Annotated in this window: 17 protein-coding genes, 1 tRNA gene and 3 rRNA genes; 17 read left to right on the top strand and 4 right to left on the bottom strand. The window is 54.2% G+C overall.

From position 1 onward, the window contains the following. Window positions 1-6 precede the first annotated feature (6 nt). The 7 genes from ACVWZ0_RS00695 (at window position 7) to rbsR (ending at window position 6,769) form a co-directional block, all read left to right on the top strand. Window positions 7-780: a (S)-acetoin forming diacetyl reductase gene (locus ACVWZ0_RS00695; protein ID WP_253456895.1), complete on the top strand. Its 774-nt coding sequence runs from the start codon at window positions 7-9 to the stop codon at window positions 778-780. A 202-nt stretch (window positions 781-982) separates the two neighbouring features. Next, on the top strand, window positions 983-1,402 hold the full coding sequence (gene rbsD / locus ACVWZ0_RS00690) for a D-ribose pyranase (RefSeq protein ID WP_253456898.1): 420 nt from the start codon (window positions 983-985) through the stop codon (window positions 1,400-1,402). 7 nt (window positions 1,403-1,409) lie between these two features. Then, the gene (gene rbsA / locus ACVWZ0_RS00685) at window positions 1,410-2,921 is read left to right on the top strand and encodes a ribose ABC transporter ATP-binding protein RbsA (protein ID WP_253456901.1); all 1,512 of its coding nucleotides are present in this window, start codon (window positions 1,410-1,412) and stop codon (window positions 2,919-2,921) included. Beyond that, entirely contained in the window at window positions 2,918-3,874 is a 957-nt protein-coding gene (gene rbsC / locus ACVWZ0_RS00680) for a ribose ABC transporter permease (protein ID WP_125289154.1), read from the top strand. Before rbsA ends, rbsC begins: the two co-directional genes overlap by 4 nt. 17 nt (window positions 3,875-3,891) lie before the next feature. Continuing rightward, window positions 3,892-4,773 (top strand): ribose ABC transporter substrate-binding protein RbsB, encoded by an 882-nt coding sequence (rbsB, locus tag ACVWZ0_RS00675; RefSeq protein ID WP_253456904.1) that lies wholly within the window; start codon window positions 3,892-3,894, stop codon window positions 4,771-4,773. Between the two features lie 61 nt (window positions 4,774-4,834). Next, window positions 4,835-5,764, top strand: a complete 930-nt coding sequence (rbsK, locus tag ACVWZ0_RS00670; protein WP_253456907.1) for a ribokinase — start codon at window positions 4,835-4,837, stop codon at window positions 5,762-5,764. Window positions 5,765-5,767: 3 nt separating this feature from the next. After that, the gene (gene rbsR / locus ACVWZ0_RS00665) at window positions 5,768-6,769 is read left to right on the top strand and encodes a ribose operon transcriptional repressor RbsR (protein ID WP_437177814.1); all 1,002 of its coding nucleotides are present in this window, start codon (window positions 5,768-5,770) and stop codon (window positions 6,767-6,769) included. Here rbsR and mdtD read toward each other — a convergent pair. Then, a complete protein-coding gene (gene mdtD, locus ACVWZ0_RS00660; protein WP_253456908.1) occupies window positions 6,766-8,169 on the bottom strand; it encodes a multidrug transporter subunit MdtD in 1,404 nt (467 codons plus the stop codon). The two genes, rbsR and mdtD, sit on opposite strands and share 4 nt — an antisense overlap. 550 nt (window positions 8,170-8,719) lie before the next feature. Here mdtD and ACVWZ0_RS00655 point away from each other — a divergent pair. The 4 genes from ACVWZ0_RS00655 to rrf all read left to right on the top strand — a co-directional run bounded on the left by ACVWZ0_RS00655 (window position 8,720) and on the right by rrf (window position 13,771). Beyond that, window positions 8,720-10,262 (top strand): 16S ribosomal RNA (locus tag ACVWZ0_RS00655). Window positions 10,263-10,348: 86 nt separating this feature from the next. Further along, window positions 10,349-10,423: transfer RNA gene (locus ACVWZ0_RS00650), tRNA-Glu, on the top strand. Window positions 10,424-10,642: 219 nt separating this feature from the next. Next, window positions 10,643-13,549: ribosomal RNA gene (locus ACVWZ0_RS00645) — 23S ribosomal RNA — on the top strand. Window positions 13,550-13,655: 106 nt separating this feature from the next. Further along, window positions 13,656-13,771 (top strand): 5S ribosomal RNA (gene rrf, locus ACVWZ0_RS00640). Together the 16S, 23S and 5S rRNA genes with 1 tRNA gene alongside form the textbook arrangement of a ribosomal RNA operon. 140 nt (window positions 13,772-13,911) lie before the next feature. Here the strand turns inward: rrf and mobB are convergent. Both mobB and mobA read right to left on the bottom strand, forming a co-directional pair. Next, the gene (mobB, locus tag ACVWZ0_RS00635; protein ID WP_253456911.1) at window positions 13,912-14,418 is read right to left on the bottom strand and encodes a molybdopterin-guanine dinucleotide biosynthesis protein MobB; all 507 of its coding nucleotides are present in this window, start codon (window positions 14,416-14,418) and stop codon (window positions 13,912-13,914) included. After that, window positions 14,415-15,008 (bottom strand): molybdenum cofactor guanylyltransferase MobA, encoded by a 594-nt coding sequence (gene mobA, locus ACVWZ0_RS00630; RefSeq protein ID WP_253456914.1) that lies wholly within the window; start codon window positions 15,006-15,008, stop codon window positions 14,415-14,417. Before mobA ends, mobB begins: the two co-directional genes overlap by 4 nt. A gap of 75 nt (window positions 15,009-15,083) precedes the next feature. On the opposite strand from mobA, the gene ACVWZ0_RS00625 reads away from it, so the two are divergent. The 5 genes from ACVWZ0_RS00625 to ACVWZ0_RS00605 all read left to right on the top strand — a co-directional run bounded on the left by ACVWZ0_RS00625 (window position 15,084) and on the right by ACVWZ0_RS00605 (window position 20,616). After that, window positions 15,084-15,353, top strand: coding sequence for a YihD family protein (locus ACVWZ0_RS00625; protein ID WP_125290661.1), 270 nt, complete (start codon window positions 15,084-15,086; stop codon window positions 15,351-15,353). A gap of 74 nt (window positions 15,354-15,427) precedes the next feature. Beyond that, entirely contained in the window at window positions 15,428-16,420 is a 993-nt protein-coding gene (locus ACVWZ0_RS00620; RefSeq protein WP_253456917.1) for a serine/threonine protein kinase, read from the top strand. Window positions 16,421-16,467: 47 nt separating this feature from the next. Beyond that, window positions 16,468-17,097, top strand: a complete 630-nt coding sequence (dsbA, locus tag ACVWZ0_RS00615) for a thiol:disulfide interchange protein DsbA (protein WP_253456921.1) — start codon at window positions 16,468-16,470, stop codon at window positions 17,095-17,097. A gap of 405 nt (window positions 17,098-17,502) precedes the next feature. Continuing rightward, on the top strand, window positions 17,503-20,292 hold the full coding sequence (gene polA / locus ACVWZ0_RS00610) for a DNA polymerase I (protein ID WP_253456923.1): 2,790 nt from the start codon (window positions 17,503-17,505) through the stop codon (window positions 20,290-20,292). 276 nt (window positions 20,293-20,568) lie between these two features. Then, window positions 20,569-20,616, top strand: coding sequence for a hypothetical protein (locus tag ACVWZ0_RS00605; protein ID WP_440135769.1), 48 nt, complete (start codon window positions 20,569-20,571; stop codon window positions 20,614-20,616). Between the two features lie 62 nt (window positions 20,617-20,678). Here the strand turns inward: ACVWZ0_RS00605 and yihA are convergent, their stop codons facing one another. Continuing rightward, window positions 20,679-21,314, bottom strand: a complete 636-nt coding sequence (gene yihA / locus ACVWZ0_RS00600; RefSeq protein WP_253456926.1) for a ribosome biogenesis GTP-binding protein YihA/YsxC — start codon at window positions 21,312-21,314, stop codon at window positions 20,679-20,681. A gap of 555 nt (window positions 21,315-21,869) precedes the next feature. Between yihA and yihI the strand changes: the two genes are divergently transcribed. Beyond that, window positions 21,870-22,391: a Der GTPase-activating protein YihI gene (gene yihI / locus ACVWZ0_RS00595; RefSeq protein ID WP_253456928.1), complete on the top strand. Its 522-nt coding sequence runs from the start codon at window positions 21,870-21,872 to the stop codon at window positions 22,389-22,391. Window positions 22,392-22,628 lie beyond the last annotated feature (237 nt).

Raw genomic sequence — 22,628 nt, 5'->3', positions numbered from 1 at the left:
GATAATATGAAAACGAAAGTAGCCTTAGTCACGGGTAGCGGCCAGGGGATCGGCAAAGCCATAGCGCTGCGTCTGGCAAAAGACGGTTTTGCCGTGGCGGTCGCGGACTATAACAGCCAGACCGCGCGTCAGGTGGCCGACGAAATCGCCAGCGCAGGCGGTAAAGCGATTGCGGTAACGGTAGATGTCTCAAAGCGTGACCAGGTCATCGCTGCGGTGGAACAGGCTCGTAAAGAGCTGGGCGGGTTTGACGTCATCGTCAACAACGCCGGGATTGCGCCAACTACGCCAATTGAAGAGATCACGGCGGAAATGGTGGATAAAGTTTACGATATCAACGTAAAAGGCGTGATTTGGGGAATGCAGGCGGCAATTCAGGCGTTTAAAGCTGAAGGCCACGGCGGCAAAATCATTAATGCCTGTTCGCAGGCGGGCCATGTCGGCAACCCGGAGCTGGCGATCTACAGCTCCAGCAAGTTCGCCGTACGCGGCCTGACGCAAACCGCCGCCCGCGATCTGGCTCCGTTGGGCATTACCGTCAACGCTTACTGCCCGGGCATTGTTAAAACGCCGATGTGGGACGAGATAGATCGTCAGGTGTCAGAAGCGGCAGGTAAACCGCTGGGCTACGGTACGGCAGAGTTTGCCAAACGCATTACGCTGGGCCGCCTGTCTGAACCAGAAGATGTCTCCGCCTGCGTTTCTTTCCTCGCCGGGCCTGACTCCGACTACATGACCGGTCAGTCGCTACTGATCGATGGTGGAATGGTATTTAACTAATCCCTGCCGACCGCCTTACGAGGCGGTCTTTTTTCATACCGTTCTGATGACCGATCGCTCCTCCTTTCCTGTTGCACATCCTGCGCAAAGCTTGTTAACGAAACGTTTCGATGGCGATCACAGTTCCGTATCATGACGATTGTTTTCCGCCGCCGTTTTTTTACACTCCCGATCAGCGAAACGTTTCGCTCTGGAGTGAAAGATGAAAAAAGGCGCCTTACTGAATTCTGCAATCTCTTCCCTGGTTTCCCGCCTGGGCCACACCGACAGCGTCACTATCGGCGATGCGGGCCTGCCCATCCCTTCAGGGCCGGAGCGCATCGACCTGGCGCTGACCAAGGGCATTCCCGGCTTTATGCAGGTAGTCGAAACCGTAACGAAAGAGATGCAGGTCGAGAGCGCCATCATCGCGGAAGAGATCAAATCTCATAATCCACGGCTCCACGACGAACTTTCCGCACTGCTCGATTTACTGCAACAACGCCAGGGAAACACTATCGCCGTTCAGTACGTTTCTCATCAACAGTTCAAACAGTTAACACAGCGCAGCCATGCGGTTATTCGCAGCGGGGAGTGTTCGCCCTACGCGAACATTATCCTTGGCGCTGGCGTGACCTTCTGAGGCCGTCATGCAACCTTTACTGCAACTACAGGGCATTGAAAAAGCCTTTCCCGGCGTCAAAGCGCTGTCCGGCGCTTCGCTGGCGGTTTACCCCGGCCGCGTGATGGCGCTGGTGGGCGAAAACGGCGCCGGAAAATCTACCATGATGAAAGTGATGACCGGTATCTATGCCCGCGACGCCGGCTCCATTAAATGGCTGGGCGAAGAGGTTAACTTCAGCGGGCCGAAAGCGTCGCAGGAAGCGGGTATTGGCATCATTCATCAGGAGCTGAATCTGATCCCGCAGCTTAGCGTGGCGGAGAACATCTTTTTAGGCCGCGAATTCGTTAACGCTTTCGGCGGCATCCGCTGGAAAAAGCTTTATGCGGAAGCGGACAAGCTGTTACAGCGGCTGAACCTGCGTTTCAACAGCCATAAACTGGTCGGCGACCTGTCGATCGGCGACCAGCAAATGGTCGAAATCGCCAAGGTGCTGAGCTTTGAGTCAAAAGTCATCGTGATGGATGAACCCACCGATGCGCTGACCGATACCGAAACGGCCTCGCTGTTTCGCGTTATCCGGGAGCTGAAAGCGCAGGGCTGCGGCATCGTTTATATCTCGCACCGCATGAAAGAGATTTTTGAAATCTGCGATGACGTCACCGTGTTTCGCGACGGGCAGTTTATCGCCGAAAGAGCGGTCGATACGCTGCACGAAGAAGCGCTGATTGAAATGATGGTGGGCCGCAGGCTGGAAGAGCAGTATCCGCGCCTGAACAAAGCACCGGGTGACGTGCGTTTAACCGTGAAAAACCTTAGCGGGCCGGGCGTAAACGACGTCAGCTTTTCACTGCGTCAGGGCGAGATCCTGGGCGTAGCGGGACTGATGGGCGCGGGCCGTACCGAACTCATGAAGGTGCTGTACGGCGCTTTTCCACGCAGCGGCGGCAGCGTCACGCTCGACGGTAAAACGGTAACGACGCGCACGCCGGAAGAGGGCTTGCGTAACGGCATCGTTTATATCTCTGAAGATCGCAAACGCGATGGGCTGGTGCTCGGCATGTCGGTAAAAGAAAACATGTCTTTAACCGCGCTCGACTACTTCAGCCACGGCGGCGGGCGGTTAAAACATGCCGAAGAGCAGCTGGCGGTCAGCGATTTTATCAAGCTGTTCAACGTAAAAACGCCCTCAATGATGCAGCCGATCGGGCTTTTATCCGGCGGCAACCAGCAGAAAGTCGCTATTGCGCGCGGGCTGATGACGCGGCCTAAGGTGCTGATTCTGGATGAGCCGACGCGCGGCGTGGACGTGGGCGCCAAGAAAGAGATCTACCAGTTAATCAATCAGTTTAAACAAGAGGGGCTGAGCATCATTCTTGTTTCCTCAGAAATGCCGGAAGTGCTGGGCATGAGCGATCGCGTGCTGGTCATGCACGAAGGCCGCCTGAGCGGCGATTTCCCCATTGAACAGGCCACGCAGGAACGCCTGATGGCGGCGGCGGTCGGCAAGCAACATAGCGCGGAGTTGGTCACACCATGAGTACTCAAACCCTACAGGCCAGCCGCGGCAAAGCCTGGCTGCTGGAACAAAAATCGCTGATTGCGCTGGTGGTGCTGATTGCCGTCGTCGCCAGTCAGAGCCCCAATTTCTTTACCCTGAACAATATGTTCAACATTCTGCAGCAGACTTCCGTCAACGCCATTATGGCCGTCGGCATGACGCTGGTGATCCTGACTTCAGGTATCGATCTGTCCGTAGGGTCGCTGCTGGCGCTGACCGGCGCAGTGGGTGCTTCGCTGGTTGGTATAGAGGTTAACGCGCTGGTCGCGGTGGCGGCCTCGCTGGCGCTGGGGGCGCTGATTGGCGCGATAACCGGCACCATAGTGGCAAAGGGCAAAGTGCAGGCGTTTATCGCCACGCTGGTCATGATGCTGCTGCTGCGCGGCGCGACCATGGTTTATACCAACGGCAGCCCGGTGAATACCGGCTTCAGCGATAATGCCGATCTGTTTGGCTGGTTTGGTATCGGACGGCCGCTGGGTATTCCCACGCCGGTCTGGCTGATGGCGCTGACCTTCCTGCTGGCGTGGTACATGCTGCACCATACTCGCCTGGGCCGTTATATCTATGCGCTTGGCGGCAATGAAGCGGCTACTCGCCTTTCCGGCATCAGCGTCAGCCGCGTCAAAATCACGGTCTATGCGCTGAGCGGCATGTTGGCGGCGCTGGCGGGCACCATTGAGGTGGCGCGACTCTCTTCCGCTCAGCCTACGGCGGGCACCGGCTACGAGCTGGACGCCATCGCGGCGGTGGTGCTGGGCGGCACCAGTCTGGCAGGCGGCAAAGGACGCATCATGGGCACGCTGGTCGGCGCGCTGATCCTGGGCTTCCTTAATAACGGCCTGAATCTGCTTGGCGTTTCTTCCTATTACCAGATGATCGTTAAAGCAGTCGTGATCCTGCTGGCGGTGCTGGTGGATAACAAAAAATAACCCTACAGGAATCGAAAATGAAAATGACTAAAATGACGGCGCTGGCCGTGCTGCTCGGCGCAACGCTCAGCGCCAACGCGATGGCGAAAGAGACGCTCGCGCTGGTAGTTTCCACGCTGAACAACCCGTTTTTCGTTTCGTTAAAAGAGGGTGCCCAGAAAGAAGCGGACAAGCTGGGCTACAACCTGGTGGTGCTGGATTCGCAGAACAATCCGGCAAAAGAGCTGGCCAACGTGCAGGATCTTGCGGTGCGCGGCACAAAATTGCTGCTGATTAACCCGACCGATTCCGATGCGGTAGGCAACGCGGTAAAAATGGCGAATCAGGCCAATATCCCAGTGATCACGCTGGATCGCGTGGCTGCTCAGGGCAAAGTCGTCAGCCACGTCGCGTCCGACAACCGCCTGGGCGGCAAAATGGCGGGCGACTATATTGCGAAACGCATCGGCGACCAGGCTAAAATCATTGAGCTGGCCGGGATTGCCGGGACGTCCGCCGCTCGCGAACGTGGCGAAGGCTTCAAAACGGCAGCCGATGCGCATAAATTTGTTATCCTTGCCAGCCAGCCCGCAGATTTTGACCGCACCAAGGGCCTGAACGTGATGCAGAACCTGCTGACGGCCCATCCGGATGTGCAGGCGGTGTTTGCGCAGAACGATGAAATGGCATTAGGTGCGATGCGCGCATTGCAAACGGCGGGCAAATCTGATGTGGTAGTAGTCGGCTTCGACGGCACCGCGGACGGCGTAAAAGCCGTGCAGGGCGGCAAACTCGCTGCCACCGTGGCGCAGCAGCCGGAGCAAATCGGCGTTATCGGCGTGCAAACCGCTGATAAAGTGCTGAAGGGCCAGCAGGTTCAGGCTATCAATCCCGTTGACCTGAAGCTGGTCACTAAATAAATCAAAGAAAAGCATGGCACGCGCCACCTCTTGCAGGTGGCGCCTTTTTCTGGACGCTCCCATGAATAAAACCGGCAGGCTGGCCGTGCTCGGCAGCATCAACGCAGACCATATTCTTAATCTGACCTCCTTCCCCCGTCCCGGTGAAACGGTGATCGGTAAGCAATACCAGATCGCTTTCGGCGGCAAGGGCGCCAATCAGGCCGTCGCGGCCGGACGCAGCGGTGCGGATATCGCTTTTATCGCCTGCGTGGGCGACGACGATATCGGCCAGCGTATCCGTCAGCAGCTGGCGGAAGACCATATCGATATTGCGCCGGTGGAGGTCATCGCTGGCGAATCTACCGGCGTGGCGCTGATCTTCGTTAATGATGAGGGCGAAAACAGCATTGCTATCCATGCTGGCGCGAACGCCGCGCTGTCGCCCGCTCTGGTCGAAAAACAGCGGAAGATCGTTGAAAACGCGGATGCCCTGCTGATGCAGCTGGAATCTCCGCTTGAAAGCGTGCTGGCCGCCGCAAAAATCGCCCGTCAGCATCAGACCAAAGTCATCCTCAATCCTGCGCCGGCCATGCCGCTTCCGGACGAGCTGCTGGCGCTGGTGGATATGATTACGCCGAACGAAACCGAAGCGGAAATCCTCACCGGCGTGGCCGTTGCCTCCGATGAAGACGCGGCGCGCGCGGCATCGGTGCTGCACGATAAAGGCATCCACAGCGTGTTGATTACGTTGGGCAGCCGTGGCGTATGGCTAAGCGAAGCGGGTAAAGGCGAGCGCATCTCAGGATTCAAGGTGCAGGCCGTCGATACTATCGCCGCAGGCGATACCTTTAACGGCGCGCTGATGACCGCGCTGCTGGAAGGCAAGCCGTTACCGCAGGCCGTGCGTTTTGCCCATGCGGCGGCGGCAATTGCCGTCACGCGATCCGGCGCGCAGCCTTCGGTGCCGTGGCGTGAAGAGACCGATCGCTTTTTACAGCAGCAGGAGTAGCCCGTGCCCACAATGAAAGATGTCGCTCGTCTGGCGGGCGTATCGACGTCTACGGTTTCCCATGTCATCAACAAAAACCGCTTCGTCAGCGAGGCGGTGCAGGAAAAGGTTACTGCGGCGATTACTGCGCTGAACTACGCCCCTTCTGCGCTGGCGCGCAGCCTTAAACTCAATCAGACGCACACGATAGGGATGCTGCTTACCGCCAGCAGCAACCCCTTCTATTCGGAAGTGGTGCGCGGCGTGGAAAGAAGCTGTTATGAACGCGGCTACAGCCTGGTGCTGTGCAACACCGAAGGCGACGAGGACAGAATGAACCGCAGCCTGGAAACGCTGCTGCAAAAGCGCGTCGACGGTTTACTGATCATGTGCACCGAAAGTCATCTTCCCTCTCCCGAGATCCTTAATCGCTATCCTTCTATTCCTATCGTGATGATGGACTGGTCGCCCTTTGAAGGCGGCAGCGACATTATTCAGGACAACTCGCTGCTGGGCGGCGAACTGGCGACCCGTTTTCTGATTTCGCGCGGCTATACCCGCATTGCCTGTATCGCCGGGCCGCAGGACAAGACGCCGTCGCGTTTGCGGCTTAACGGCTTTTATCAGGCTATGCAGCAGGCGGAATTAGCCGTGCCTGAGGAGTATGTGGTCAGCGGCGACTTTGAATTTCAGGGCGGCTATCACGCTATGAATCAGCTGCTGGCATTGAGCCCTCGACCGCAGGCGGTATTCACCAGTAACGATGCGATGGCCGTTGGCGTTTACCATTCTCTTTATCAGGCGGGACTGTCGGTGCCTGAAGATATGGCGGTGATCGGCTATGACGATATCGAGCTTGCCCGTTATATGACACCGCCGTTAACCACCATTCACCAGCCCAAAGACGAACTGGGCGAACTGGCTATTGATACGTTGATCCACCGTTTTGCCGATCCCGACGCCAGCCAGCAGCTGCTGGTGCTGACGCCGGAACTGATCGAACGCGGTTCGGTGGCGGAACGCTAGGCGCGTTTTTTCCGCTTTTCCCGGTCGGCAATCAGATGCCGGCCGTCGCCTGGCTTCAGCAGCATAAAGACCAGGCCGGAAAACACCGTTACCACGCCCATCGTCAGGAAAGTGGCGTGGAAGTGATCGACAGTGGTGCCGTCAAAATTGCTATAAAAACGCAGTACTGCCGCGCTGACCGCCACGCCAAAGCTGATAGCCAATTGTTGGGTGACGGCCAGCATACTGTTGCCGCTGCTGGCGTTGCTGTCGTTAAGGTCTGCCAGCGTAATGGTATTCATCGCGGTAAACTGGGTAGACATTGCCATTCCCAGCACAAATAACGGCAGCAGCAGGAGCGCCAGACTGGCCGCAGGCGACTGTAGCGCGAAGCTGGCGATCAGCACGCCAATAATGACGCTGATCCCCGTCAGCGTTTTGCGATAGCCGAACCAGCGCAGCACCTGCGTTACCGTTGATTTCGCCAGGATTGAACCCAGCGCAGTAGGCGCCATCATGCAGCCAGCCAGAATGGCGCTATAACCAAAGCCAACCTGGAGCATCAGCGGCATCAGGAAGGGAATACAGCCTGTACCGAGGCGCGAAGCGATATTGCCTAAGATGCCGACCGAGAAGGTGCGCGTCTTAAACATGGGGAGCGGGATCAGCGGCGTCGGATGACGGCGTGCATGAGCTATATAAAGAAGAAGCAGAAGAATGCCGCCGCTGGTTACCGCCAGCGCTATGCTGCTGGCGATTATTTTTTCGCCGAACAGCTCGATGCCGCTGGAGAGCATCACCAGGCCAATCCCAAAGAGCACAAAGCCGGTAAAATCAAAGCGGCGTTTCGGCGTGGTGAAGTCCGGCATATATTTGCGGGCATAGAAGATACCGAGAACGCCTACCGGAATATTAATCAGGAAGATCCAGTGCCAGCTCGCCCAGGTGACCAGTACGCCGCCAAGCAGCGGGCCCAGCACCGGACCGACCAGGCCTGGCATCGTCACAAAGTTCAGTACGGGCAACAGCTCGCTACGCGGATAGGCTCTTAACAGCGCCAGCCTGGCCACGGGCATCATCATCGCGCCGCCAATCCCCTGCACTATCCTGAACAGAACCAGCATAGTTAAAGAGCCGGAAAGCGCACAGGCCAGCGAACCCAACGTAAATAAAGAAACGGCAGCGATAAAAACTTTCCGGGTGCCAAAGCGATCCGCCAGCCAGCCACTGACCGGGATCAGCATAGCGACGGTCAGGGTATAGCTGATAACAGCAGATTGCATGGCGAGGGGCGAACGGTTAAGGCTTAAGGCGATGGCGGGAAGTGCAGTATTCAATATCGTGGCATCAAGCGCCTGCATAAAGAAAGCCATGGCGGCAATCCACGGAAGTCCGGCCATACTGCGCGCGGATTTTATCATTGGGCATCCTTCTCAGTCGTTATTACCGACAGGAAAATCCTGCGAAGTAAAAAGAATAGCATCGGCAGGCCGGTGATTGTGATGGATATAAAAGAGAATTCGGGGCAATTTGCGGGTTAAATAACCTTAAAAAGTACGTTTATTGTTCCTTTGTTGAAAAAAGAAACGGTCGGAAGTTTTTTTTACAGAAACGCTTGTCAGCCGTCAGAAACTCCCTATAATGCGCCTCCACTGACACGGAACAACGGCCTGACGGTCACCGGGTCAGGAGGTTCAGGAAGCTGAATCGCCGGAGGAAAACTTCTGAAAAAGAGGTTGACTCTGAAGGAGGAAAGCGTAATATACGCCACCTCGCGGCAGGAAGCGAAAGCACTGCTCGCAACGCTCTTTAACAATTTATCAGACAATCTGTGTGGGCACTCGCAGGATTGATATCAAGCGTCTCCGGACGCAAAAAAAATATCAAGTCTTAAGAGTGAACACATAATGAAATTCATTATGACGTTTTACACTTGAGCATCGCTGCACTTGTTGCAGCAAATCGAACTTTTAATTGAAGAGTTTGATCATGGCTCAGATTGAACGCTGGCGGCAGGCCTAACACATGCAAGTCGAACGGTAGCACAGAGAAGCTTGCTTCTTGGGTGACGAGTGGCGGACGGGTGAGTAATGTCTGGGAAACTGCCCGATGGAGGGGGATAACTACTGGAAACGGTAGCTAATACCGCATAACGTCTTCGGACCAAAGTGGGGGACCTTCGGGCCTCACGCCATCGGATGTGCCCAGATGGGATTAGCTAGTAGGTGGGGTAACGGCTCACCTAGGCGACGATCCCTAGCTGGTCTGAGAGGATGACCAGCCACACTGGAACTGAGACACGGTCCAGACTCCTACGGGAGGCAGCAGTGGGGAATATTGCACAATGGGCGCAAGCCTGATGCAGCCATGCCGCGTGTATGAAGAAGGCCTTCGGGTTGTAAAGTACTTTCAGCGGGGAGGAAGGCGATGCGGTTAATAACCGCGTCGATTGACGTTACCCGCAGAAGAAGCACCGGCTAACTCCGTGCCAGCAGCCGCGGTAATACGGAGGGTGCAAGCGTTAATCGGAATTACTGGGCGTAAAGCGCACGCAGGCGGTCTGTCAAGTCAGATGTGAAATCCCCGGGCTTAACCTGGGGACTGCATTTGAAACTGGCAGGCTAGAGTCTTGTAGAGGGGGGTAGAATTCCAGGTGTAGCGGTGAAATGCGTAGAGATCTGGAGGAATACCGGTGGCGAAGGCGGCCCCCTGGACAAAGACTGACGCTCAGGTGCGAAAGCGTGGGGAGCAAACAGGATTAGATACCCTGGTAGTCCACGCCGTAAACGATGTCGACTTGGAGGCTGTTCCCTTGAGGAGTGGCTTCCGGAGCTAACGCGTTAAGTCGACCGCCTGGGGAGTACGGCCGCAAGGTTAAAACTCAAATGAATTGACGGGGGCCCGCACAAGCGGTGGAGCATGTGGTTTAATTCGATGCAACGCGAAGAACCTTACCTGGCCTTGACATCCAGAGAACTTAGCAGAGATGCTTTGGTGCCTTCGGGAACTCTGAGACAGGTGCTGCATGGCTGTCGTCAGCTCGTGTTGTGAAATGTTGGGTTAAGTCCCGCAACGAGCGCAACCCTTATCCTTTGTTGCCAGCGATTCGGTCGGGAACTCAAAGGAGACTGCCGGTGATAAACCGGAGGAAGGTGGGGATGACGTCAAGTCATCATGGCCCTTACGGCCAGGGCTACACACGTGCTACAATGGCGCATACAAAGAGAAGCGAACTCGCGAGAGCAAGCGGACCTCATAAAGTGCGTCGTAGTCCGGATCGGAGTCTGCAACTCGACTCCGTGAAGTCGGAATCGCTAGTAATCGTGGATCAGAATGCCACGGTGAATACGTTCCCGGGCCTTGTACACACCGCCCGTCACACCATGGGAGTGGGTTGCAAAAGAAGTAGGTAGCTTAACCTTCGGGAGGGCGCTTACCACTATTGTGATTCATGACTGGGGTGAAGTCGTAACAAGGTAACCGTAGGGGAACCTGCGGTTGGATCACCTCCTTACCTGAAGATACCTTCGTGCGCAGTGCTCACACAGATTGTCTGATAGAAACGTTAGAGCAAGACGGCTGCGAAGCCGACACGACAGTGTCCCCTTCGTCTAGCGGTTAGGACTCCGCCCTTTCACGGCGGCAACAGGGGTTCGAATCCCCTAGGGGACGCCACTTGCTTGGTGACAGGTGAAAGGTGTCTCCACGAAGTATCTCAAAACTGACTTCACAGTCACGTTTGAGATATTTGCTCTTTAACAATCCGGAACAAGCTGAAAATTGAAACGACATGTCGTTTTCATTCTCCGTAATAAGAATGAAATTAACGATATGTTCGAGTCTCTCAAATGCTTGCAGCTGACAACCGTCTTTCGGGACGCTTGTGGGTTGTGAGGTTAAGTGACTAAGCGTACACGGTGGATGCCCTGGCAGTCAGAGGCGATGAAGGGCGTGCTAATCTGCGATAAGCGTCGGTAAGGTGATATGAACCGCAATAACCGACGATACCCGAATGGGGAAACCCGGTGCACATGTGCATCATTGCAGCATGAATACATAGTGCTGCAAGGCGAACCTGGGGAACTGAAACATCTAAGTACCCAGAGGAAAAGAAATCAACCGAGATTCCCCCAGTAGCGGCGAGCGAACGGGGAACAGCCCGGAACCATCATCAGTTTGTGTGTCAGTGGAAGCGTCTGGAAAGTCGCAGGGTACAGGGTGATACTCCCGTACACAAAGGCATGCTTATTGTGGGTTCGAAGAGTAGGGCGGGACACGTGATATCCTGTCTGAAGATGGGGGGACCATCCTCCAAGGCTAAATACTCCTGACTGACCGATAGTGAACCAGTACCGTGAGGGAAAGGCGAAAAGAACCCCGGCGAGGGGAGTGAAACAGAACCTGAAACCGTGTACGTACAAGCAGTGGGAGCCTTCTTTATGGGGGTGACTGCGTACCTTTTGTATAATGGGTCAGCGACTTATATTCTGTAGCAAGGTTAACCGTATAGGGGAGCCGCAGGGAAACCGAGTCTTAACTGGGCGTTAAGTTGCAGGGTATAGACCCGAAACCCGGTGATCTAGCCATGGGCAGGTTGAAGGTTGGGTAACACTAACTGGAGGACCGAACCGACTAATGTTGAAAAATTAGCGGATGACCTGTGGCTGGGGGTGAAAGGCCAATCAAACCGGGAGATAGCTGGTTCTCCCCGAAAGCTATTTAGGTAGCGCCTCGTGAACTCATCTTCGGGGGTAGAGCACTGTTTCGGCTAGGGGGCCATCCCGGCTTACCAACCCGATGCAAACTGCGAATACCGAAGAATGTTATCACGGGAGACACACGGCGGGTGCTAACGTCCGTCGTGAAGAGGGAAACAACCCAGACCGCCAGCTAAGGTCCCAAAGTCATGGTTAAGTGGGAAACGATGTGGGAAGGCACAGACAGCCAGGATGTTGGCTTAGAAGCAGCCATCATTTAAAGAAAGCGTAATAGCTCACTGGTCGAGTCGGCCTGCGCGGAAGATGTAACGGGGCTAAACCATGCACCGAAGCTGCGGCAGCGACGCGAATGCGTTGTTGGGTAGGGGAGCGTTCTGTAAGCCGTCGAAGGTGGACTGTGAGGTCTGCTGGAGGTATCAGAAGTGCGAATGCTGACATAAGTAACGATAAAGCGGGTGAAAAGCCCGCTCGCCGGAAGACCAAGGGTTCCTGTCCAACGTTAATCGGGGCAGGGTGAGTCGACCCCTAAGGCGAGGCCGAAAGGCGTAGTCGATGGGAAACAGGTTAATATTCCTGTACTCGGTGTTACTGCGAAGGGGGGACGGAGAAGGCTATGTTGGCCGGGCGACGGTTGTCCCGGTTTAAGCGTGTAGGCTTGTGTTCCAGGCAAATCCGGAACACTTCAAGGCTGAGGCGTGACGACGAGGCACTACGGTGCTGAAGCAACAGATGCCCTGCTTCCAGGAAAAGCCTCTAAGCTCCAGGTAACACGGAATCGTACCCCAAACCGACACAGGTGGTCAGGTAGAGAATACCAAGGCGCTTGAGAGAACTCGGGTGAAGGAACTAGGCAAAATGGTGCCGTAACTTCGGGAGAAGGCACGCTGGCGCGTAGGTGGAGGGACTTGCTCCCCGAGCCGAGGCCAGTCGAAGATACCAGCTGGCTGCAACTGTTTATTAAAAACACAGCACTGTGCAAACACGAAAGTGGACGTATACGGTGTGACGCCTGCCCGGTGCCGGAAGGTTAATTGATGGGGTTATCCGCAAGGAGAAGCTCTTGATCGAAGCCCCGGTAAACGGCGGCCGTAACTATAACGGTCCTAAGGTAGCGAAATTCCTTGTCGGGTAAGTTCCGACCTGCACGAATGGCGTAATGATGGCCAGGCTGTCTCCACCCGAGACTCAGTGAAATTGAAATCGCTGTGAAGATGCAGTGTACCCGCGGCAAGACGGAAAGACCCCGTGAACCTTTACTACAGCTTGACACTGAACACTGGTCCTTGATGTGCAGGATAGGTGGGAGGCTTCGAAGCGTGGACGCCAGTCCGCGTGGAGCCGTCCTTGAAATACCACCCTTTAATGGCTGGTGTTCTAACGTGGCCCCGTAATCCGGGGTGCGGACAGTGTCTGGTGGGTAGTTTGACTGGGGCGGTCTCCTCCCAAAGAGTAACGGAGGAGCACGAAGGTCAGCTAATCACGGTCGGACATCGTGAGGTTAGTGCAATGGCATAAGCTGGCTTGACTGCGAGAGTGACGGCTCGAGCAGGTGCGAAAGCAGGTCATAGTGATCCGGTGGTTCTGTATGGAAGGGCCATCGCTCAACGGATAAAAGGTACTCCGGGGATAACAGGCTGATACCGCCCAAGAGTTCATATCGACGGCGGTGTTTGGCACCTCGATGTCGGCTCATCACATCCTGGGGCTGAAGTAGGTCCCAAGGGTACGGCTGTTCGCCGTTTAAAGTGGTACGCGAGCTGGGTTTAGAACGTCGTGAGACAGTTCGGTCCCTATCTGCCGTGGGCGCTGGAGAATTGAGAGGGGTTGCTCCTAGTACGAGAGGACCGGAGTGAACGCACCGCTGGTGTTCGGGTTGTCATGCCAATGGCACTGCCCGGTAGCTAAGTGCGGAAAAGATAAGCGCTGAAAGCATCTAAGCGCGAAACTTGCCTCGAGATGAGTTCTCCCTGTGGCTTTAAGCCACCTGAAGGGACGTTGAAGACGACGACGTTGATAGGCCGGGTGTGTAAGCGCAGCGATGCGTTGAGCTAACCGGTACTAATGACCCGTGAGGCTTAACCTTACAACGCCAGAAGCGTTCTGGCGGGCGTCTGAGAGACGCAGACAATTTTCAGCCTGTTCACGGATAAACCCGCGCGGCCTCAGGGCGGCGTGGGAAACAGAATTTGCCTGGCGGCTTTAGCGCGGTGGTCCCACCTGACCCCATGCCGAACTCAGAAGTGAAACGCCGTAGCGCCGATGGTAGTGTGGGGCCTCCCCATGCGAGAGTAGGGAACTGCCAGGCATCAAATTGCGATAACCCCGACCTCACGGTCGGGGTTTTTTGCGTTTGTGGGCCGGGAAAAAGCGGCCCCGCAGCGGATAAAGCGCGCAGGGGCCCGGAATCTCCCTTTACGGCCCGGCTGCGGGCCAGTGATGCCCTACTTACTGCTGTTCTTCTAACCAGTTTAAAATAAAGTCTGTAACCATAATTGCGTTATTAATATCCAGCAAGGGCACAGGCAAAGAGAAAGCAGAATCTGCGGCAACCGCAATAACGTGTTCATCAAACAGCTCGCTGAAACACTGTTCGCTCCCTCCACGCCACAGCACTATTTTGGGCACCGGCTCATGTTTAAAACCTTCCACTAAAATAATATCTGTCAGAGAAGGATCCATCCGGCTGGCGAGAAAGCGAAGATCCGGCTCATTACGCTCAGGCGTTTCGGTAATCAATGCCCAACGCTGCGGATTATAAACCATCACCTGATCGGCTCCTGCCTTACGTAATTCATAGCTATCCTTGCCGGGCGTATCGATATCCATATTATGATGGGTATGTTTGATCAGGCCTGTACGGATCCCTCGCTGTTTTAAAATGGCAATAACCTGCTTTAACAGCGTCGTTTTGCCTGTCCTGCTCCAGGCCGCGATGGCTAAAAGGGGGATCATCCGCGTTCTCCTGCAATAAGATCTTCATAACGATTAATATTATTAAACGCGTCAGGACAATCGTTAAAATCCACGCTGTGTCCGCCTGCCTGCTGGAGAAAAATCATCACCTTCCGTTCTCCCTTTATCAGAAAGCTTTTCAGTGGCTCAATTAAACTGACATGCATTAATGCCAGAGTGGGATGATCGCGTCCGTCAGATTTAGCCCAAACCACAGGTGCATCCCGTTTAGCCTGCCACAGGCGAGAAACTAAATCTTCTGGCAGTAAAGGGGTGTCGCAAGAGACAAAAACCACCCATTCCGTCTCGATTTTTTCCAGCGCTGCCAGCATACCGGCTAACGGCCCCGGAAAATCCGGCAGCGTATCGGTTATAACCGACAGGCCGGTTTGCTGATAAACAGACAAATTACGGTTGGCGCTGATACACACACGGCTGACCTGAGGTCGTAGGCGACTCAGAACGTGCTGATAGAGCGGTTTTCCCTGATACAGCACCAGCCCTTTATCTTCGCCGCCCATGCGGCTGCCGCGCCCGCCTGCAAGAATGACGCCTGTAATCGAAACGGTATCTGAACCGCAAAAACGCATAAGCTGTAGACCCTCTTTTTTTGTGGGATTAACCCTGCTACCGTAGCGGAACCCGAATCTCACAGGAACCCTATTATGAAATGTCACCGTCTTAACGAGTTAATTTCACTGCTGCAGCCAGCCTGGCAACAGGAACCCGACCTGAATTTAGTGCAATTTTTGCAGAAAATGGCGGATGAGGCAGGATTTACTCAGCCCCTGGCCGACCTGAGCGATGACGTGCTGATTTATCATCTTAAACTACGCAATGCTGACAAAAGCGAAGCTATCCCGGGCCTGCAAAAAGATTATGAAGACGATTTCAAAACGGCGCTGCTTCGCGCGCGCGGCGTTATTAAAGATTAACTGCCGCTGTTCATCCGACGTACGGGCGATTAATGGTATCCTCAATGCATGACGATTATCGATGAGTACGCCGGATGACTGAACCCGCCTTTAACTTTCAAAACCTTAATCCTGATACGATCCTGGATGCGCTCTGGGAAACGGGCATCCGCGTTGAATCGGGGCTTACCGCGCTGAACAGCTACGAAAATCGGGTATATCAGTTTTCCGACGAGGACAAAAAGCGTTACGTGGTGAAATTCTATCGCCCTCAGCGCTGGTCTTCGCTGCAAATCGAAGAAGAACACCGGTTTACTGCCGAGCTGCTGGCTGATGAGGTCCCCGTGGCCGCGCCGCTTGCGCTGCAAGGGCAAACGCTGCATCAACATAACGGCTACTTATTTACCGTTTTCCCCAGCCTGGGAGGACGGCAATACGAAACGGATAACTACGATCATCTGGAATGGGTTGGTCGTTTTCTGGGCCGTATTCACCAGACGGGACGTAAAAAAACCTTTGATGCTCGTCCGACCTTTGGTCTGGAGGAGTATATCCACGAACCTCGTCAGGTGCTTGAATCCAGCACGTTGATCCCGGCTAAGCTGAAACAGAATTTATTGGCAAGCGTCGATCTGCTCAGCGCAACTTTACAAAAGTGCTGGCATACTCAGTGGCAGCCGCTTCGTCTGCACGGCGATTGCCATCCCGGCAATATTCTGTGGCGCGATGGCCCGCTGTTTGTGGATCTGGACGACGCTCGTAATGGCCCTGCCGTACAGGATCTATGGATGCTGGTTAACGGCGATCTTCAGGAGCAGCGTATTCAGTGGGATATCCTGCTGGAAGCCTACGGTGAATTCTGCGAGTTCGACACACACGAATTGTCACTGATTGAGCCTTTACGCGCTATGAGGATGGTTTATTATCTGGCGTGGATTGTGCGCCGCTGGGAAGATCCGGCGTTTCCGGCCAGCTTTCCATGGATGACGGACGAAGATTTCTGGCGCAGACAGATCGCTATTTTCAATGAGCAGACCCGGCTGTTGCAGGAGCCACCGCTGCAGCTGATGCCTGCATTCCAGGGCTGATCGCCTTTTCCGGTCAGCCTCTTTTGCTGTTAGGAGAGAGTTTCCAGATGAAAAAGATTTTATTCGCGCTGATTGGTGTTTTTCTGGCGTTCAGCGCTTCTGCTGCCCAGTTTACCGATGGACAGCAGTACGTCACGATACAGAAACCTGTTACCGGCGAGCCTCAGGTTGTGGAGTTTTTCTCTTTCTTCTGCCCGCACTGCTATGAATTCGAACACGTCTGGCACGTTAGCGACGCGGTGAAAAAAGCCGTGCCTGCCGGCACTAAAGTGACTAAATATCACGTTGAATTCCTCGGCGGCGAAATGGGCAAAGTGGTGACTCAGGCATGGGCCGTTGCCATGGCGCTGGGTGTGGAAGATAAAGTCACTGCTCCGCTGTTTGAAGGCATCCAGAAAACCCAGACCATCACCGATCCGGCCAGCCTGAAAGCGGCCTTTGTGAAGGCAGCCGGCATCAAGCCGGAAGAATACGATGCGGCCTGGAACAGCTTTGTGGTGAAATCGCTGGTAGCCCAGCAGGAAAAAGCAGCGGTCGATGTCGATCTGCGCGGCGTGCCGGCGATGTTTGTTAACGGTAAATATATGGTTAACAACGGTGGCCTGGATACCAGCTCGATGGATAATTACACGCAGCAATACGCTAACGTCGTAAAATTCCTGTTAACCCAAAAGTAAGCCATATTTTGACACAGCGAGGGTTTCAACCTCGCTGTGTCGGTTAAACCGCCTCTTCATTTCCTCGTCAGATCAAAATTCTTCCGATCGCTTTTTCTTGCTAAAGATCCACCAGATCGTTTAGCCGCTAATTTATATCCACATTAATGCAAATTACCTTTGGGCAAGGATCCTTAGCGGTTAAATATTTAAGTTATTGAAAATTATCGATTTAAATAATTGGTATAGCCCGGTACGCCAGCTGTATTAATATGTTATGAAATTTACGCACAAAGTTATCCACAGGAAGCGTTTGCGAAACAGGCCGCAAAACAAAGGCGTGGCGCCCGGAGATATTTCATATTTCCGGTATAGCTGTGGCATCCTTACCCTATAGTGAAATTTAACCCGGAATGTGACAAACCTATGGCACAAATTGCAGAAAACCCGCTTATTCTGGTAGATGGCTCGTCCTACCTGTATCGCGCATATCATGCGTTTCCTCCGCTGACCAACAGCGCCGGCGACCCTACCGGCGCTATGTACGGCGTGCTGAATATGCTGCGCAGCCTGCTGCTGCAATATAAACCCAGCCATGTTGCGGTCGTTTTCGATGCCAAGGGCAAAACGTTTCGTGATGAACTTTTTGAGCACTACAAATCCCATCGGCCGCCTATGCCGGACGATCTGCGTGCGCAGATTGAGCCACTGCACAATATGGTCAGGGCAATGGGACTGCCGTTATTAGCGGTATCGGGCGTGGAAGCCGATGACGTTATCGGTACCCTGGCGCTGGAGGCGGGTAAAAAGGGCATACCCGTTTTAATCAGCACCGGCGATAAAGATATGGCGCAGCTGGTCACGCCAAATATCACCCTTATCAACACCATGAATAACGCTATTCTTGGCCCGGACGAGGTGGTGGAGAAATACGGCATTCCACCCTCGCTGATTATCGATTTTCTGGCGCTGATGGGCGACGCTTCGGACAATATTCCGGGCGTGCCGGGCGTAGGCGAGAAAACGGCGCAGGCGCTGTTACAGGGACTTGGCGGTATTAAAGATATCTATGAGAACCTGGATAAAGTCGCCGATCTCTCCTTCCGCGGTGCCAAAACCATGGCGGCTAAGCTGGAGCAAAACAAGGAGGTCGCTCTCCTTTCTTACCAGCTGGCCACCATCAAAACTGATGTGCCGCTCGATGCAGGCTGTGAAGAGCTGATCGTTAGCGAGCCTGCTGTCGAAGAACTGCTGACGCTGTTCCGTCGCTATGAATTCAAACGCTGGATCACCGATCTGGAAGAGGGTAAATGGCTACAGGGGAAAAAAGGCGGCGCTGCTGCACAGAAAACCCTGGCGGAACAGCCGGAAAGCCCGCAGCCTGAAGCGACCAGCATTCTGGCGACGGATGGCTACGTCACTATCCTTGACGAGGAGACCTTTGCCGACTGGTTGCAAAAGTTACAGGCAAGCGAGCTTTTCGCTTTTGACCTGGAAACCGATTCGCTGGATACGTTGAGCGCCAATATCGTCGGCATCGCTTTCGCTGTGGCGCCGGGTGAGGCCGCTTACCTGCCGGTTGCTCACGACTACCTCGACGCACCTTTGCAGCTCGATCGTAAAGAGGTGCTGGCGCGCCTGAAACCGCTGCTGGAAGATAAAAAACTGTTCAAAGTTGGTCAGAACCTGAAATACGATCGCGGCGTGCTGAACAACTATGGTATTGAACTGCACGGTATTAAATTCGATACCATGCTGGAATCCTACGCGCTAAACAGCGTGGTGGGCCGTCACGATATGGATACGCTGGCTTCACGCTGGCTGAACCATAAAACCGTGACCTTTGAGGAAATCGCCGGGAAAGGTAAAAAGCAGCTGACGTTTAATCAGATTGCCCTTGAGCAAGCGGCGCACTATGCGGCGGAAGATGCGGACGTAACGCTACAGCTGCATCTGAAAATGTGGCCGGAGCTGGAAAAAGAGCAGGGGCCAAAAGAGGTTTTCGAAAATATCGAAATGCCGCTGGTGACGGTGATCTCCCGTATTGAACGTAACGGCGTGCTGATTGACCAGGCTATCCTTGCCAAACATTCTCAGGAGCTGACCACGCGTCTGGCAGAGCTGGAGCAGAAAGCGCACGAGCTGGCGGGTGAGCCCTTTAATCTTTCCTCTACTAAACAGCTGCAAACTATTCTGTTTGAAAAACAGGGGATTAAGCCAACCAAGAAAACGCCCGGCGGCGCGCCGTCCACCAGCGAGGAAGTGCTGGCCGAACTGGCGCTGGACTATCCGCTGCCAAAAGTTATTCTGGAGCACCGTGGCCTTTCCAAGCTGAAATCAACCTACACCGACAAACTGCCGGTAATGATTAATCCGCTGACCGGCCGCGTGCACACTTCTTATCATCAGGCGGTGACGGCCACGGGACGCCTTTCTTCTACCGATCCTAATCTGCAGAACATTCCGGTACGCAATGAGGAAGGACGTCGTATCCGCCAGGCCTTTATCGCTTCTGAGGGCCATCAGATCCTGGCGGCGGACTACTCGCAAATCGAGCTGCGTATTATGGCGCACCTTTCTCAGGACAAAGGGTTACTGAGCGCCTTCTCGGCAGGAGAAGACATTCACCGTGCCACGGCGGCGGAAGTGTTTGGCATGGCGCTGGATAAGGTGACGGGCGAGCAGCGTCGCAGCGCAAAGGCTATCAACTTTGGCCTGATTTACGGCATGAGCGCTTTTGGTTTGTCGCGTCAGCTTAATATCGGCGCGGGCGAAGCCAGAAAATACATGGATCTCTATTTTGAACGCTATCCTGGCGTGCTGGAATATATGGAAAGCACGCGCCAGCAGGCGGCGGAAAAAGGCTATGTCTCTACGCTGGATGGTCGTCGTCTTTATCTGCCGGACATTAAAGCCAGCAACGCGATGCGTCGCAAAGCGGCCGAGCGGGCAGCAATCAACGCGCCAATGCAGGGCACGGCTGCCGATATCATCAAAAAGGCTATGATTGCCGTCGACGGCTGGCTGACGCCGCAGGCTAATCCTGATGTGAAGATGATCATGCAGGTTCACGATGAACTGGTATTTGAGGTGAAAACGTCGGAAATCGAAGCGGCAACGGTGAAAATCCGCGAGCTGATGGAAAACAGTATGCAGCTGGACGTGCCGCTGCGTGTCGATGTGGGCGTAGGGCATAACTGGGACGAAGCGCATTAATCTGAGGCCGGGCTAAGGCCCGGCTTTATCAATGTGATGCCAGAAAGCGCTTTAGCCTGTCAATTAATGAGCGCTTATAAGCGATAACACCGTGCATAACGCCAGCGCTAACCTGTTATCGCTCAAACATTTTTTTTGCGCCTTCGCTACCTGAAAACTATTTTTCTGTGAAGTGTATTCGATAAAAAAGGGAATTTTGTGAAACGGGGCGGTAAAAAATCCTTTTGAGGCCTGAAAAAATCATGTAGAGTTGAAGATGTAGGGTACAGAGGTAAGATGTTCTATCTTTCAAACCGTTTACTTCACGTAACCGGATTTGGCTGAATATTAGCCGCCCCAGTCGTTATGACTGGGGCGTTTTTTATTGGGCGTCGTTCAGCCGGATATCAGGCTTCTGGTAACGTTTCTTCCGTCGCTGGTGGAATTTCACTGAACCAGCTGTCCAGTTTCAGGCGCAATTTATCGACGCCCAATTTCTTAAGCGAAGAGAAAGCTTCAACCTGTACATCGCCGACGAACCCTTTAGCGGCTTCGCGTACCAGATTTAACTGCGCTTTACGCGCGCCGGAAGCCAGCTTGTCCGCCTTGGTCAGCAGCACCAGCACCTGAATGCCGCTCTGTACCGCCCATTCAATCATCTGCCGATCCAGATCCTTCAGCGGATGACGGATATCCATCAGCACAACCAGCCCTTTCAGACACTGACGCATCTGAAGATATTCTGCCAGCGAACGCTGCCATTTTAACTTCATCTCTTCCGGCACTTCGGCATAGCCATAGCCAGGCAAATCCACCAGGCGATAGCCTTCGGTGACCTGAAACAGGTTAATCAGCTGGGTGCGGCCGGGCGTTTTACTGGTACGGGCCAGGCTCTTCTGATTGGTTAGCGTATTCAACGCGCTGGATTTGCCGGCATTAGAGCGTCCTGCAAACGCCACTTCAATACCGATATCGGCTGGAAGGTGGCGGATGTCGGGCGCGCTGGTGACAAAGTGGGTAAGGTTATAATTCCAGCCAGACAAGTTAGAAACTCCAGATAATAAGAACAATTGCGCAGAGTATACCCTGTATGGATTAAAAGCGCCCAGCCGCACGCGGCGCGGCGGTGGCTTTGTAAGAGATTGGCTATACTTTTTGCCAGAACTTTACCTTTTCTTTCCAGCTTTTAAAAATTAAGTTATTTAAAATCAATAGCTTATTATTTTAAGGCCAAACATTAATAAATTTTTTCGTAACTTACCTTGTGAGTTTCTCCATATAGTCTACATTTGTTGTCAGAGCCAGGACGGCTCACTTCAGGATGAAGCGCTCAGGGGGATGCCAGGAAGGTACTGAGCAGGGAAGGAAAGTGTCGGGGAACGGCTCATCTGAAGGGAAAGGACTGCGTCCACGGAGGACGGCATGGCAAGGGAAAACCGGGAAGTTGGATGCCAAAAAGGATGCTGACTTAGTCAGTCCTTCTGCGGAAGGTGCGAAAAAAGGCGACAGGGTGACCTGGCGCCTTTTTTCTTTGTCTGCTTTCTGCTAGATTCCGCCGCAATTCTATACTGAAGATAAACAGTCTGAGAGCAGAAACCATGAAGCAACCTGTACGCGATTCGCAGAAAAAACCGGCGGCAAAAGCGAAGCGTAAAACGCGCGATGAAATCAACACGGAAGCGCGCGATCGTAAACGCGATAAGAAACATCGCGGCCACGCCTCCGGCAGTCGCGCTAACCCCGTAGCGGCGACAAAGAAAAACGGCGAAAGCGCTAAAGAGAAAGATCCACGTATTGGCAGTAAAACGCCGGTAGCGCTGGGCGCTGCTGCCGCGCAGCCCGCGAAAAAAGCTAAGCCGGTGAAAAAAGCCGAAGAGAAGAAACCCCGTCTGACGCCGGAAGAAGAGCTGGCGAAGCTCGAAAACGACGAGCGGCTGGATGCGCTGCTGGATCGGCTGGAAAATGGCGACACCCTGAAAGCAGAAGAGCAGGCGTGGCTTGACCAGACGCTGGATCGCATCGACACGCTGATGGAACAGCTGGGGATCGCGCTGGATGACGAAGTCGAAGATGAAGAAGCTGAAGAGGATATGTATCGCCTGCTTAAAGGCGGTAATTAATCCCGGCGATGCTTTTCGGACTTACTTAAAGGACGGCGCCAACGGGCGCCGTTTCTGCATAAGGTATCTCTGCCAATGATTTGGCCTGGATCAATTTACCTGCTGATTCTGTTCTGCTGCCTGCTCTGGATGTTGGGTAAACTACGGCGTCTGTCCCGGCTGAAAGCCCGGCTACGCAGACCGACCGTCCTGCCGACAGCGCCTCCGCGACGGTCAACACGCCAATGCAGGAGAGAA

Source organism: Erwinia sp. TECH1 (assembly GCF_054057575.1).
Note: the sequence above shows the minus strand (reverse complement) of the source record. Positions and strands in the feature narration are given on the sequence as shown.